Here is a 13,534-nt window from a genome sequence, read left to right as displayed (position 1 = left end):
TCACACCAACCGCTAGTTCTCTGAACGCTGAACCATCTTGCTACTTTGTTAATAATGATCTTACTTAGTTTTGGTCAAATAGTCAACCACTTTTTACATAATGTGCTTATTAAACCATGGAATCTGCTGCACTAAGGCCATTACCAAGCCAGAAACAATAAAAATAATTGTTGCCAGACACAGCACAAGCAAGAAACTATTAGTGAACAGCCTTTTAAGCTGAAAATGATAATTCGGATTTAAAAACAGAGCCCCAGAAATAATGGCAAAAAGCGGAACACTGCAGCGTGACAGCGAATCCCAAAAATTGAAACCCTGCCAAGGTGCTGAACCGATTTGCGCCAGACCATATGCTTTTTGACTTGAAACGTGGATCACGATTACCGCAATCGTCGCTAAGATTCTTAGCCAATCCAGATAATGAATCCTTCCCTTTGCTTTTTCCACTTTTTTATTTTTCCTTTTTCAAAGAAATACCACTAGCTGCAGACTAGTGGTATTTCTTAAATTATTTTTTACTTGTAAAAACCACTGATGGATAAACCATAGGCACTACCAGCAGTCATGTCATATTGAACTAATTCGTAGTCTTTAAGAAGGGCTTGTTGTTCTGAAGTCAAAGTCTTTGGATCGACTTTCTTACCCTTTTGGTTAATCAATTCGAAGCCCTTGTCACCTTCGTAGTTGATGGTGATTGCAGGAAGCTTCTTATGAACTTCAGTCAAAAGTGCTTGGTAAGGAGTTACCTTTGAATTAGTCTGTTCAAGCATCATTGCAATGAAGTCACTCGTACTTACGTAGTCAGTATTTTGGGTCAACTTGCTCTTAGCACCGTGTTGACGAGCATACTTGTTGGAGTAGATGAAGTAACGAGTTGAGTGCATTTGAACAGGATATTTTGAAGTGTAGCTTTGTGACAAAATACTTGGGTAGTGGTCACCGTAGAATACAACTGTAATTGGCTTCTTAATCTTATCGATTTGAGTAATAAATTTCTTCACTGCCTTATCAGTGTATTGCGTACCCTTAATGTAAGTTGCCATTTGTTGTTGAACGGCACCACTCTTGAACAAATCACCTGAAATCTTGCCCATGTATTCGTTCTTTGGATACCAGTTGTTGTACGGCATGTGGTTTTGGATCGAAATCAAGTTAATGAATTGACCGCCTGAGCGTGAATTAATTTGTTTCAAACCATTAGCATAAGTAGTGTAGTCAGAGTTGTATGTACTCTTGCCCAACTTTTTTTGGTCAATAATCTTGTACTTAGAACCTAAATAAACAAACTTATTAAACTTAAACCGCTGGTAGTCTTCAACTCTTGAGTAGTAAGTACCGATGAATGGGTGAACAGCAGACTTGTAGCTAAAATTCATACCGATTGTTGGGTAGTACTTGTATCTTGGAACAACTTGAACATAAGGGGTCAAAGTTGTTCTGAAGAGTCCCATGTTAAGACCGGTCAAAGTTTCCCATTCCATGTTGGCAGTACCACCACCGTAACCAGCACTAAGCATGTTGCCGTAAGTAGCTCTGCTCTTCATTGATTGAATGAATTTAACCGGATTTGGTACGGATTTATCAATCTTGATCGTTGGGAATGTGTATGGGTCAACAAAACTTTCACTCAAGTTAAAGACAATTGTTTGACTGCTAATGTTATTCTTTCTTGTCTTATTAATTTGAGCAGCGATCTTTTCATACTTCTTAGCCAATTTAGTCATTGTGCTCTTGGAGTAATCTGAAGGCTCGTTCATGATCTGCAAGTCAATGTAATTCAGGAAGTTCAAAACAGGACCATTGATTTGAATATCACGTTCAGGGTTTCTAAATGATTGCTTGTTGTCAAAGCCACGGTTGATGTGGTAAATAATGTCACCGTCATGGTTAAAGCGAAGTGGAGTCAAGAACAAAAGCAAACTGAGCAATGCCCAAATTCCTCTGTGCTTCCATGAACCCTTCTTCTTGATTGGATATTTAATTTCCAAGAAGACTGCCAACAAGACAACGATTAAAATTGCGATTCCGGCAACGATCAGAATTGTACTACCGATCATTGGAATCAAAGTCTTAAAGTTAGAAGCTTCAGCTAATTCACTTGGGTAGATTGGTTCACCACGAAGATTAAGCTTAACTTTGTTAGCAACAGCCCAGCCGATTGTAACTACACTGACCAGAATGGTTGAGGTCCAGTAACGGGTAGTAACAAAGTATAAGATTGAGAACATGGCATCAAGGAAGATTGTCGTCAATATGATGGCGAAGAATCTCGTACCAAGCAAGAAGACAACCGCATTAACGTCTGAAGCTGTTGAAATTTGAATTCTTAAATTGTCTGATTCAATTAAGAAAGAGGCAAAACTCAAAACGTAGAACCAGCTCCAGGTCAAAAGCTGAACTCGGTGTTCAGTTGCCCAGCGAACAAGAGCTGACCAACTGTCTTGAAGAATTTCAATCAAGCTTGAACGACGGCTAATTTTGAGCAAAGTTCTTCTAAATGGTCTGATTCTGAAGAGGTATTTATCGTAAACCTTTGCCAGAAGCAGACAGACGATCATCATGATAATAATCATGATTATCTTGTTCAAACCTGCACTGTTAGTGAGATGGAATGATTTTAAAAGTCCTGCGGTAACAGGAGCATCCATGAAGGCAATTACTGGAATAAAGTAACGCATTTCACGGCTGGTAAACTTAACAATTACTCGTCTAAATACCAAGAAGACAGCAATTACCATCAAAGCCATCGCTGGTGAGGTTTGGTTATCCAGGAAGTATCTGTTCCAGGCGTTAAAGCTGCCTGTACGACCTGAAAGAAGCTGGTACCAGTAAACACCGTCAAATCCAGGTACACCAATTAAAACGACGAAGAAAGAAACAATTCCGCCGAAGATTGTCCATCTAAAGGTTTTGCCACTGATTTTGGCATTTGCCAGGAACATCCCCCAAGCAAAATACAAAATCAAATAGATCCCATAAATGGAGTATTTAAAGATCATCGTCCCTGCACTTGTAGCAAAGCCAAGGATCGTCAATAAACAAAGTACTAATAAGTTTTGCTTAGGAGTCAATTTTTTCTGGAAGTCATATAAAAATGGCTGGACCAAAATACTGAAAATTAAGCCACTAAGTAAAACAGAAGTACTAGTGATAACTGGGAAAAATACACCCCACAGAAGCCACATATTGAAATTGCCTGGCAGTCTGAAGAAGTATACCAGATACAGTAAAACCAAAGTAACAACAGCTGAAAGCCAAAATCTAAAGCTTTCGGTTGGATGCACTTTTCGTTTGCTGTAAACTGCACCAAAGACCATTGGTACAAATATCATCGTGGCATTAGTAGCCATTGTTGGTACGAAGCTTAACACGCTGCCGAATGGGAAACGTCTTAAGGAACTGCTAAAGTTGAATATTTGCACCAACATAAAGAAAGTTGCCAGAAGCAAACAAATTGCTTGCCAAACTGTTAACGAATTCTTTTTTCTTTCATTCATCTTTCTAGTTCTAGTCCTTACTAATATAAAATCTTGCTACGCCTTAATACCTAATTTTCGCTTAAGTGTCCGCAAAATATCAACTTTTTTGCCGCGACCAGCAAAGAAATCAACGATATCTTTCCTAAACTTAAACGCCATAATTAATGCAATTAGCAAAAAGACGATTCCCGCCTCTAAGTTATGCAGCAGTTGGTAAATACTAAACAGCAGTATAAACACTAATGGCGGAATTGTTAAGTTTTGCATGACAGCTGTTAAAAACAAGGCAATCAGCAAAGTGATTAACCCAGCCTTCCAATCATACGCAACTGAAAGCAAAGCTGCAACCGCTACTCCTTTGCCGCCATGGAATTTATTCCAAAGGGGAAAGCAGTGCCCCAGAATAAGACCTAATCCGGCAAAAGCCAGATTAATCTTATCCGGGAAAAGAAAGTGGACAATTAACAATGCTATTCCTGTTTTCAGCAAATCGCCGATGCAGGTCATGATGCCCCATTTTTTACCAAAAACCGCGCCCATATTGGCAGTTCCAGGATTACCGGAACCGTACTTAGCAGGATCGATTTTTAGAAAAATACGGCCAATGATTATCGCAAACAGGAAATTGCCAAAAACATAGCCAATTAGCGTTGACCACAGTTGCGCCATTAATTATCACCTTCTTCGGTGTAATCATCGTAAATGGTATAGTCCTGAGTCTTGGTACTGTTGAACTTGAAACCATTCTTGATGTTTTTCTTATTTTGATAAGTTTCATTGTTGCTGATGGTTTCTTTGGCTAAGCCCAATTCTGAACGGCAGTAGTCAGAAATTCGCTGCAGTTCATAAGTTGGCGGAACCTGATAGGAAGCACCATCAATATAAACGCCGACCCCATGCAGGTAGTCGCTCTTAACGATTTTAGCACAAGCACGGTAATTCAGCGCAATCAATTGCAATGCCGAGAAGGTTAAATTGGTCTTAACATTTCCAGAAAACGATGTCAAAATCGAATCCAGATTTGTTAGCGAACCAACAGAGATTGTCTTCTTAATTAAAGCAACAATTACCTGTCGTTGACGAGCTTGCCGGCCATAGTCACCTTGCGGATCATCATAACGCATCCGTGAATATGCTAGCGCACCGGCACCACCCATGTGCGTCAATTGATCCTTTTTGAAAACATAGCCGCTGTATTCGAAGCTTAATTTTGGTCTAATATTAATCCCGCCAACGTAGCTAATCATTTTCATAATTCCGCCCATGTTGATAACGACATAATATTTCACCGGCACATTGATTAACTTAGAAACAGTGGCCATCGCCATCTTGGCACCACCAATTGAATAGGCAGCATTGATCTTCTCAACCGTCAGCTTATTAGAACTGCTGTCAGATGATGAAGAAGAACTACTTGAACTAGGATTAACCATCTGTGCCATTGTATCACGCGGAATTGAAATCAAGCTGTAGCGCTTTTTCTGCGGATTAACAATTGCCAGGATAATCGTATCGGTTCGGCCGCGCTTTTCAGTTCGGTTAAGCGCACCAGTATCCGTTCCCATTAAAAGGACGGCGAACTTCTTTTTACCATTAAATTCGCCCTTTTTAATTGAAACTTTGGTCTTAGAATCGTAAGTTTGATCAAATGCATTCTTGGTTTTGAAATAAACGTAGCCAAAATAAGCAAGTGCACCAACTGCTAATACAGCCACAATACTGATTATCCAAGCTAAAATATGATTCCTTTTATGATAATCGTTCGAGTATTTCTGAACTCGAGTATTTCCAGGTTTTTTGTTACTTTTCATCTCAAATACCTAATCATTAATTTTCAATGACGTTATTATAGCAAAAAAAGGCAAGCAACTGCCGACCTGCTTTTCTATCTTATTAAAATCGTTATATTTTCGCTAAAGTGTAAGCGCTAATTTGAAAATTTGCTCGGTTTCGCCATCTAATTCTACATTATTGACGCTGCAATTAATCATATCGTCGTCTTGCTGCAACTTAAGATCGGTTGATTCAAGCGTCGCGGTATGATCAGCATCAGCCATCACGATCTTGCTGATGCTCTCGTCAGTTATCGGTGCCAATTGCGGCAAAGCCAAGTTTAAAGTAAAAGGCATTTTTTTGTTTGAATTATTCTTCAAATCAAAAGAAATGTTTAATTGTGTTCCTTCAATTGAATAGGTAGTCATGATTTCAAAATGATATGGGAACTGCTTATAGCTTTCGGCTGAATCAATCAATGTCAGACTTACTCGCGCATCCCCTTTATCGACGACTGTCCATGGCAGCTTATTTGCCCAGTTGTTTTCGCGATCGATTCCCGGAAAGGAAATGATTGCTTTCCCTTGCTTTTCTCCGTTATCCAGATAATCGTAATTATCCTTTTTAGAAATTAAGTGGGCAATTCCTGCCCCATTCTCATTCACAGAGACTTGTAAGAGAGAATTCTCGATTGTTTGCATTGTTATTCTCCCATTCTTTCAACTAGTATAATGTTTTAAAGTTTTCCTTAAGATTAAAAATTAATGGCAATTGTTTGCTATTTATAATATAATATAACTGTTTCAAAAAATAAGAAATAAAAAGTAATTAATTTTTGGAGCAAGTTGATAAAAAAAGGCACTTCCATTCGGCAGTGCCTTTTTTTGCGCTTTTTAAGAATCTACCAGTTGCTTAAAACTAAATTTCATAATCGATGCGGTCTTCACTAGCTTCGGTTAAGTCTGCAGCCACCTTAGCGACAAAAGAACCATCATCCACTGTTTTTATTTCATTCATATCCGTTGGCTTTGGCAATTTTCGATGATTATAAAGACGGCTTGCCAAAGTATCAGCTGCCATCTTCATTGCATCCTTTAAACCCTTTCCTTCGGTAATTGCACCTTTAACATCGGGAAAGCTGACAACATAAATATCATTACCAAGTGGTTTAAAAATTGCTGGATAAGTTACAATCTTGTGATTCAATTGACACGTCTCCCTTATCTTCGATATCTGTACATGTCTATGGTAACGCCAAAATTAAAAATAGGTACAAAAAAGTCCTCAATCAGAATGATTGAGGACTTTAATTTAAACAACTAAAAATTAGTCGTCAAGCTTTTCCTTCTTAACAACGTCTAAGTGTTCATCGAAGGTGTAAACTACTGGTTCACCAGTCTTCATTTCAAGGTTCATGATGTCATCATCAGAAATGTTTTCGATGTACTTAGTCAAAGCACGAAGTGAGTTACCGTGAGCTGCGATAATTACGTTCTTGCCGTCAAGTAAGTCTGGAGCAATGTGATCTTCCCAGAATGGCATTACACGGTTTAAGCAAACGTGTAAGTTTTCGCATTTAGGAATGATGTGTGGGTCCAAATTTGCGTAACGACGGTCATGTGCTTGACTGAATTCGCTGTCATCATCAATAGCTGGTGGCAAAACATCGTATGAACGACGCCAAATGTGAACTTGTTCATCACCGTACTTTTCAGCAGTCTTCTTCTTGTTCAAACCTTGAAGAGCACCGTAGTGACGTTCGTTAAGTCTCCAGGTCTTAGTTTCTGGAATCCAAAGTTGGCCACTTTCTTCCAATGCGTAGTGCAAAGTCTTGATGGCACGAGTTAATAATGAAGTGTAAGCTTGGTCAAATTCAAGGCCGTGTTCCTTGATTAAACGACCAGCTTTTTTAGCTTCTTCAACACCCTTGTCTGAAAGGTTAACGTCAACCCAACCAGTAAATTGGTTTGAAAGGTTCCATTCACTTTGTCCGTGACGGATCAATACTAATTTTGACATGAAATATCTCCTTTGAAAATTCAATGTTTCAACTATTATTTTACACGCTTCATTTAAAATTTCATAGGAATAAAGCAAAAAAAGCTTAAGAAAGGTGCAAATATTCTCGTGGTAGAATAAAAGATAGTTTTATACGAATAAAATAAAAATTAATATATATAGAAGGAAAATTTAAAGATGAAAAAAACAAAAGTTTTCAGTCTAATTACAACGATCTTGCTGGCAATCCTGACATTAACTGCCTGCTCAAATAAAAAATCTACTACAACTCAGAGCAGCACGCCGTCTGCCAAAACCATTTTAGCTAAAACACAAACGACGAAGTTCAGCAGCCTGCATGCTACTTGGCTTCAAACTGATAAGAACAATCAAACTCTGCAAAAGGCAGAGGCAAGCTACCAAAAGAAGCCCTTGATTATCTACGCTGATTTCACCACTAATTCCAACCATTACAAGATGTGGATCAACAGTAAACATAATTATGTCCAAATGCAGGGCACTTCTTCTAAACGCTGGTTCAAGACCAAGCTGGGCAAGGCGTCATCTTATGCCCAATTAACCGATGACTTGGCTCAGTCAGCCTTGATGACTTTCAGCAGCAACTCTGCCAAATTATTTAAAGTTAAAAAGGCCGCCAATGGTTACACTTTGACTTACAGCGGCAAGAATAAGACTTTATGGAGCGAAATTATTAAAAACAGCATGATCACTTCCGTGATCGGAATCGATACCAATAAAGTTAAACCAGGCAAAGTCAATGTTAAAATTGAAACTGATAAGAATTACAGTTTAACTGACCTGACTATTGACGCTGCTTATAAAGAAAATAATTCTGAAAAGCACCTCAAGATGGTGATCGACAAGATCAACCAAGTTTCCAAAATGCAGATTCCTAGTTCAGTTACCAAGTCTGCTGTTGATCTTGGCAGCCTATCCAATTAAACTTAAGATAGTTATTTTCTAATATTATAGGAAAGAAGTTATTTAAGAATGAAAATAAGAAAGTTATGGCTATTGCCCATCTTGCTTTTAGGGCTGGTTTTGGCCGGCTGCAGCAACAAGTCAAATACCAAAAAATCAGCAACTGCTTTGACTAAAACGCAAGTTGTCCAAAAAGCCAAGAAGTCTTTTAAGAGCGGACAAGTAATTCAATCCGTTCGTTTGGCTACCGATACTTCAACCCAGTTGGTTACTGCCAATACGATTTTCGGTGGCAATAACGGCACGATTTTCCACATCACCAACCAGACTACCAGCAAGGGCAAGACCCAAAGTACTGAAGAATGGGTCAACATGAACAATGTCTTCATCAACGGCAGCAGCACTTGGTACAAGGCTAAATTAGACAGTTTGAGTGGCCACAGCTACGCAGAATTGGTCAATGCAATTATGGACAACAAGTTGATTCTTGACCCAAGTTCTAAGTTGGTGAAGGCTTATAAGATGACTCGCAAGGGCCAAACCTACACTTTAACTGCTAATTTAACTGATAAAACTTTGATGAAAAACGCAATCGAGCCAATCATTGCGACCGTCGGCCAAACTTCCGCTCAGGAATCTGTTTTCCGTCGAATCTTAAAATACGGCAAATTGAAGAACATGACCGTTAAGATGGTTGTTAAAAACAATAAATTATCAACCTTCACTGTCTTCGTAAACTTGAAGCTCGGCAAGTACATGACCGCCCGCTTTGGTCAAAGCTACGGCAACTTCGGCAGTCAAGATTTCTTGAAGGTGCCAACCAGCGTCCTTAATGCAAAGGCATTGCCAACAACCAAGAGCAGCAAGAAAAGTTCAAAATAAATAGGCTTACGCAAAAAGATCTCTTCCGTGAAGAAGAGATCTTTTTTCTTTATTCTTTTCCTAAAATCTGGCGAATATGATCAGCAATTTCGAATTCACCTGAGAAGATCACTTCATCCCCTGGTTCAATCACTGTTGAACCGTGCGGCGAAAGCCAAGTGCTGCCACGACGAATTCGGCTGACCGTCATCTTGTCAACGAACTCCCAATCCATTAATTGCCGGCCAGTGTAGGCGGTATTGCGTACAACAACGGAATAGAGCACGTTCTTGGTGTCCGTCATTACCTGGTAAACCGCTGGCGATTCGATTAAGGCCCGCATCAGAGCTGAACGAACATTGGTAAAGTTAAAGATTTCAATGCCCGCTGCGCGCAAATCATTAATTGTTTTAGCTTCCGGCTGCTGCAGACGAACGATCACGCGTTTAACGTCCATCTTCTTAGCCATGCGACTCAGTTCGATATTCTTTTTATCGTTATGCAAAGCAGCGACGAAAATATCGCAGTCAAAACCACCTTCCTTTAAAAGAGCCTCTTGATTCAAGTCAGGAATAAAGGTTAAGTTTGACCGACTTTTGAAGGTATCATAGTTGTCCTGCTGGTTGGTGAACATCTTAATGGCATACCACTTGTCATGCAAATCGTGAACCACCGGCATGGTGAAAGTATTGGCACCAATCATGACTACCCGCTGCTTGATTCGATCTTCCGGCATTAATTTGAAGCTGGAGTTAAAGACGATCGGACAAACAATGCAGACGACAACCGCTGCCAAAATAAAGGCATCGGACTGCGTGCTGGTGATCACTTTCAAGCGCCGAGCAACCTGCAGCGTTGGCAAAACGATCGTAATCGTTGTTGCTGTCAAAAAGCCGCCGGCAAAGGCATTGCCATGGTCAAATTTACGCATGTAAACGGCGACCACCGGCATTTTTGCCAAAATCAAAAAGATAATCAAAACTGGCAAGAGCATGAGTGAAGTTGGATGAGCAAATAAGGTTCGCAGATTCAGTTTTACTCCCGTCATAATGAAGAAGATGGGAATAAAGAAGCCATAGCCGATTGAGGTCAATTTATCTTTGGTAGCTTCGCTAGGCTCAAGCAGCTTCATGACCATCCCTGCCAAAAAGGCACCTAAAATATTTTCGGCACCCACGGTTTCGGCCACTGTTACTAAAGCGAAGATTAAGAAAAAGGCTAAACGAATATCTAGCTGCGTGGTAGCCTTAGTTACTTTGACGAACCAGTTGTAGGGCTGCTGGAACCGCCATAATAAGAAAATTGCGGCCGCAAACAGCAGAATAATCAGCCACAATTGTTCAGCGTTGCCACCATGGAGTGAGGCATAGACTGTTAACAACAATAATGGAATAACTTCGCCCATGACTGCCGTCAGCAAAATTGTTTGCCCAATCGGTCGACTTAAAATATCCTTTTCCTTTAGCGTCGCGATAACCACGCCAAGGGCAACAGTCATAAAGATAATCGTTGCTAGTGATACTTCGCTAAAGAGGCCAAACAGTTTTAGCAGAAATGCTAAAATCAAGGACATCACGGCAACCCCAATGAAGGCCGCGAAAGCAGTTTTCAATGGATCAACCATTTTTCCGCTCTGGCTGCGTCTTTTTTGATTGTTTTTGCGACTCAACAAATCAAAGTCGATTTCCATCCCTGACAAAAACATCAGAAGAATCACGCCCAGATTTGATAAAAAACTCAGACTTGCGGTATTGCTGATGAGGTTGAAACCGCTGCTGCCCATAATTATGCCAACGATAATTTCGGCAACGGCAGTTGGTACGTTGTTGACTTTGAACCGCGCCATAAAAATTGGGATAACCAGCGCGAGCAAGACAACGAGAAAAAGTGATAGTTGTGACATCTCATTCATTCTCTCTTCCCTAAAAAAACAAAATCAATTATACAAAAAAGCCGCCAGCCGGCGACTTTAATCGTTTATTTTAAAAATTTTGTGCTTTGACAAATTGCGTTGGACTGATGGTGTAATACTTAATTCCGGCAATTGTTACTTTGCTTCCGTAGGTTTTAATTTGGCTGTTCTTCATCAGCTTGGTCTTGCCATCGGAAACGCCAACCGTATCGTAAATATACGAATTATGCTTCAATGTCCGCGTCGTACCATCGACATTGCCAACGGCAATGTACTCATTCGTCGCAATTTGGTAGTATTTCTTTTTATTAGTAGTATTTCTTTTTATTAATAGTAGTAGACTTAATGACAGTGACAACTGTTCCGGCCTTTTTGCTTGCTTTGCCCTTTACCTTTTGGCCTTTAGAATTATAAATCGCAGCGTTATGAATAATTTCTTTTTGGCCAGTTTTAGCAGTTGGGATCTTGACAATATTAGAAGCTACAGATGCAGTTGAAGTTGCTTTCACCGTTACCTTATTTGATGTGCCGGCAGTATTGGTCTTGGCCGCCTGCAAATCATAGTAATATTTAATCAATTCAAAAAACTGATCCATACTGTAACCCCATTTAGCGAAGTAACCATCTGGATCACCATGGTTGGTACCGCCTAAGAATTTAGAAACAGCAGCATGGGACCAAATCGTACCTTCGCCTGTGCTGCAGGCATTAATTGGCTTTAAATTATACCGGTGCAAAATTTTAGCACACCAAATGGCATCATTGTTGACGCTTTTGGCGAAATAATCACGCGTTGTTTCTTCACAAAGCTCGATTTGAACGAAACGGTCGTTAGCCATTGGACCAGCGCCCCAAACCCCATAGTTAGGAGTCATCATTTGAATTACTTGTGAGTGATCAACGAAGGCATGCACGTAAGCATACATCGTATTCCATTCACGGTTGAAATAGATCGCTTCATCGTAAGCGGTGGCACCTGGATCGCCAGTTTCGTGAATGACGATCCCTTCTGGCTTACCGTTGTTGCGATAAACGATTTTATTTTTGGTATAAAACTTATTATAAGTAATATTTTCTGTTGCCAGCATCTTATATAGATAAGTAACGCCGACATAACTGTTTTGTTTTGCAATACTGTTAATCATTACTGACGTGGTATCAGCTGCCTTTGCCTGGGTGACATTGAGCATGCCTAGTAAAGAAGCCGCAAGCAATGTTAAGCTAGTGACCATTTTTTTAAAATTCATTCACAGTCTTCCCTCGTTTCCCCTACCAAACTTGAGAGCAGTCACTATTTAGCAAAGTTGCTTTTCTTGACATATTGGCCGATACCAATCTTGTAGTATTTCTTGCCCATAATATTTACGGCACTACCATAGGTAGCAAGAGAACGATTCTTCTTGTAGACTAAATCATTGTCGCGGTTGCCACTACCATTGTAAACATAGGAATTATGTTTGAGCAGGCGCATTGTACCATCGATATTACCGGCAGCAACATAGGAATCTTTGCCGATTTGGTAATATTTGCGACCATTGATGGTCTTGGTGCCATAAGTGGTGATGACGCTGTCTTCTTTGAGTGCCTTAACTGTAGTGAGACGCTTGCCTTTGCTGTCATAAACGTAGGCATTGTGCATCAAATTCTTTTTAACTACAGTAGCGTTGGTTGGTGCCTGAGTTGCAGGAAGAGCGGACTTGGATTCAAGAACAGTTGAGTTAACCCAGCCCTTACCGGCAATGTGCATCCGTTTAGAACCATTATAATAGGTAATCGTCTTATCAACAGTTACTGTTTCACCCTTCTTGATGGAACCAGATTTAGTTGAAACGCTGTGGTCAGTTGGCCAAGTATAGGTTGCAGCAGTAGTTGCAACTTTGTAGGACTTGGCGGTCTTAGAAATAGTTGGATCATACTTAGTCAAATTATATTGCGTAATTCGTTGATCCAAATTAGTGTTGTAATTTTGATCAGTTGCGTAGGTACCAGTTAAGGCCTTAGTAGCGGCGGCATAGCTTGAAGCATTTTCGATCCAAGCACCTGAATAACGAGTTGGCTGCCAACTTACACCAAGACGCAGCTTCTTACCATTATCATCAAATGAACCTTCGTAAGAAGTGTACTTTCTAAAAGAAGCAGTAATATAGTAACTCTTACCGCTGCTATCTTCTTCACGAGTCGTGGCACTATAGGTAGCACCAGTCCAATCATCCCCAGCCTTCATCCCGAATAAATTGTTGGCTTCGGTAGCAAGGGTTGACTTACCCCAATCTGATTCAACGATTGCTTGGGCAATCATAACAGATGGATATACTCCGTATTTTTTCGCAACCTTTTGTGCTTGAGTAGCAGCTTTAGTAAGAAAAGCCGATTCTGTGGCAGTCAGGGTTGCGGCTTTTACTGTGTGACTTTGTACTGTCTTAAAATTCGATAGGTTATTAATTGCTGGAATAGCGGTTCCTGAGAGAACTGCTGCGACAGCGAAACCAGTGATTAATTTCTTTTTCAAGTGGGTTTCCTCCTTAAGATAACAATTCTATTGTATCTGCTTAAGGAAAGCTTAACAACT

At 40.1% G+C, this 13,534-nt stretch carries 13 protein-coding genes; 2 read left to right on the top strand and 11 right to left on the bottom strand.

What is annotated here, in order from left to right; translation table 11 throughout:
- Positions 1-93 precede the first annotated feature (93 nt).
- The 7 genes from D0Z64_RS00900 to D0Z64_RS00870 all read right to left on the bottom strand — a co-directional run bounded on the left by D0Z64_RS00900 (position 94) and on the right by D0Z64_RS00870 (position 7,271).
- The gene (locus D0Z64_RS00900; protein ID WP_080881076.1) at positions 94-447 is read right to left on the bottom strand and encodes an acyltransferase family protein; all 354 of its coding nucleotides are present in this window, start codon (positions 445-447) and stop codon (positions 94-96) included.
- 68 nt (positions 448-515) lie between these two features.
- Entirely contained in the window at positions 516-3,497 is a 2,982-nt protein-coding gene (locus D0Z64_RS00895; protein WP_127345531.1) for an LTA synthase family protein, read from the bottom strand.
- 36 nt (positions 3,498-3,533) lie between these two features.
- Positions 3,534-4,148 carry a glycerol-3-phosphate acyltransferase gene (locus tag D0Z64_RS00890; RefSeq protein ID WP_080881074.1) on the bottom strand — a complete coding sequence of 205 codons (615 nt, stop codon included), beginning with the start codon at positions 4,146-4,148 and terminating at the stop codon, positions 3,534-3,536.
- Entirely contained in the window at positions 4,148-5,290 is a 1,143-nt protein-coding gene (locus D0Z64_RS00885) for an LCP family glycopolymer transferase (RefSeq protein WP_080881073.1), read from the bottom strand. Before D0Z64_RS00885 ends, D0Z64_RS00890 begins: the two co-directional genes overlap by 1 nt.
- Positions 5,291-5,392: 102 nt before the next feature.
- On the bottom strand, positions 5,393-5,953 hold the full coding sequence (locus tag D0Z64_RS00880) for an aldose epimerase family protein (protein ID WP_080881072.1): 561 nt from the start codon (positions 5,951-5,953) through the stop codon (positions 5,393-5,395).
- Between the two features lie 217 nt (positions 5,954-6,170).
- Positions 6,171-6,458, bottom strand: a complete 288-nt coding sequence (locus D0Z64_RS00875) for a type II toxin-antitoxin system HicB family antitoxin (protein WP_080881071.1) — start codon at positions 6,456-6,458, stop codon at positions 6,171-6,173.
- Positions 6,459-6,578: 120 nt separating this feature from the next.
- Positions 6,579-7,271, bottom strand: coding sequence for a 2,3-diphosphoglycerate-dependent phosphoglycerate mutase (locus D0Z64_RS00870; RefSeq protein WP_006352000.1), 693 nt, complete (start codon positions 7,269-7,271; stop codon positions 6,579-6,581).
- A 177-nt stretch (positions 7,272-7,448) separates the two neighbouring features.
- On the opposite strand from D0Z64_RS00870, the gene D0Z64_RS00865 reads away from it, so the two are divergent.
- Together D0Z64_RS00865 and D0Z64_RS00860 are read left to right on the top strand one after the other, a co-directional pair.
- Positions 7,449-8,213 carry a hypothetical protein gene (locus D0Z64_RS00865; RefSeq protein ID WP_127345530.1) on the top strand — a complete coding sequence of 255 codons (765 nt, stop codon included), beginning with the start codon at positions 7,449-7,451 and terminating at the stop codon, positions 8,211-8,213.
- Between the two features lie 48 nt (positions 8,214-8,261).
- On the top strand, positions 8,262-9,074 hold the full coding sequence (locus D0Z64_RS00860; RefSeq protein ID WP_127345529.1) for a DUF6612 family protein: 813 nt from the start codon (positions 8,262-8,264) through the stop codon (positions 9,072-9,074).
- A 49-nt stretch (positions 9,075-9,123) separates the two neighbouring features.
- On the opposite strand, the gene D0Z64_RS00855 is transcribed toward D0Z64_RS00860, so the two are convergent.
- The 4 genes from D0Z64_RS00855 to D0Z64_RS00845 all read right to left on the bottom strand — a co-directional run bounded on the left by D0Z64_RS00855 (position 9,124) and on the right by D0Z64_RS00845 (position 13,474).
- Positions 9,124-10,956, bottom strand: a complete 1,833-nt coding sequence (locus D0Z64_RS00855) for a monovalent cation:proton antiporter family protein (protein ID WP_127345828.1) — start codon at positions 10,954-10,956, stop codon at positions 9,124-9,126.
- Positions 10,957-11,035: 79 nt separating this feature from the next.
- Positions 11,036-11,323, bottom strand: a complete 288-nt coding sequence (locus tag D0Z64_RS08770) for an SLAP domain-containing protein (RefSeq protein ID WP_406565678.1) — start codon at positions 11,321-11,323, stop codon at positions 11,036-11,038.
- Positions 11,274-12,212 carry an N-acetylmuramoyl-L-alanine amidase gene (locus D0Z64_RS00850; protein WP_406565677.1) on the bottom strand — a complete coding sequence of 313 codons (939 nt, stop codon included), beginning with the start codon at positions 12,210-12,212 and terminating at the stop codon, positions 11,274-11,276. Before D0Z64_RS00850 ends, D0Z64_RS08770 begins: the two co-directional genes overlap by 50 nt.
- Before the next feature lie 44 nt (positions 12,213-12,256).
- Entirely contained in the window at positions 12,257-13,474 is a 1,218-nt protein-coding gene (locus D0Z64_RS00845) for an SLAP domain-containing protein (protein ID WP_127345528.1), read from the bottom strand.
- Between the last annotated feature and the right edge of the window lie 60 nt (positions 13,475-13,534).

It is taken from the genome of Lactobacillus amylolyticus, from assembly GCF_003999355.1.
GTDB classification, from domain to species: Bacteria; Bacillota; Bacilli; order Lactobacillales; family Lactobacillaceae; genus Lactobacillus; species Lactobacillus amylolyticus.
The sequence above is the reverse complement of the archived record's forward strand: the minus strand, read 5'-3'. Positions and strand labels throughout refer to the sequence as shown.

Coding starts and splice junctions, on each gene's coding strand:
- D0Z64_RS00850 (WP_406565677.1), bottom strand. CDS start 12,212: ATGAATTTTAAAAAAATGGTCACTAGCTTAACATTGCTTGCGGCTTCT.
- D0Z64_RS00865 (WP_127345530.1), top strand. CDS start 7,449: ATGAAAAAAACAAAAGTTTTCAGTCTAATTACAACGATCTTGCTGGCA.
- D0Z64_RS00890 (WP_080881074.1), bottom strand. CDS start 4,148: ATGGCGCAACTGTGGTCAACGCTAATTGGCTATGTTTTTGGCAATTTC.
- D0Z64_RS00885 (WP_080881073.1), bottom strand. CDS start 5,290: ATGAAAAGTAACAAAAAACCTGGAAATACTCGAGTTCAGAAATACTCG.
- D0Z64_RS00855 (WP_127345828.1), bottom strand. CDS start 10,956: ATGTCACAACTATCACTTTTTCTCGTTGTCTTGCTCGCGCTGGTTATC.
- D0Z64_RS00860 (WP_127345529.1), top strand. CDS start 8,262: ATGAAAATAAGAAAGTTATGGCTATTGCCCATCTTGCTTTTAGGGCTG.
- D0Z64_RS00895 (WP_127345531.1), bottom strand. CDS start 3,497: ATGAATGAAAGAAAAAAGAATTCGTTAACAGTTTGGCAAGCAATTTGT.
- D0Z64_RS00870 (WP_006352000.1), bottom strand. CDS start 7,271: ATGTCAAAATTAGTATTGATCCGTCACGGACAAAGTGAATGGAACCTT.
- D0Z64_RS00880 (WP_080881072.1), bottom strand. CDS start 5,953: ATGCAAACAATCGAGAATTCTCTCTTACAAGTCTCTGTGAATGAGAAT.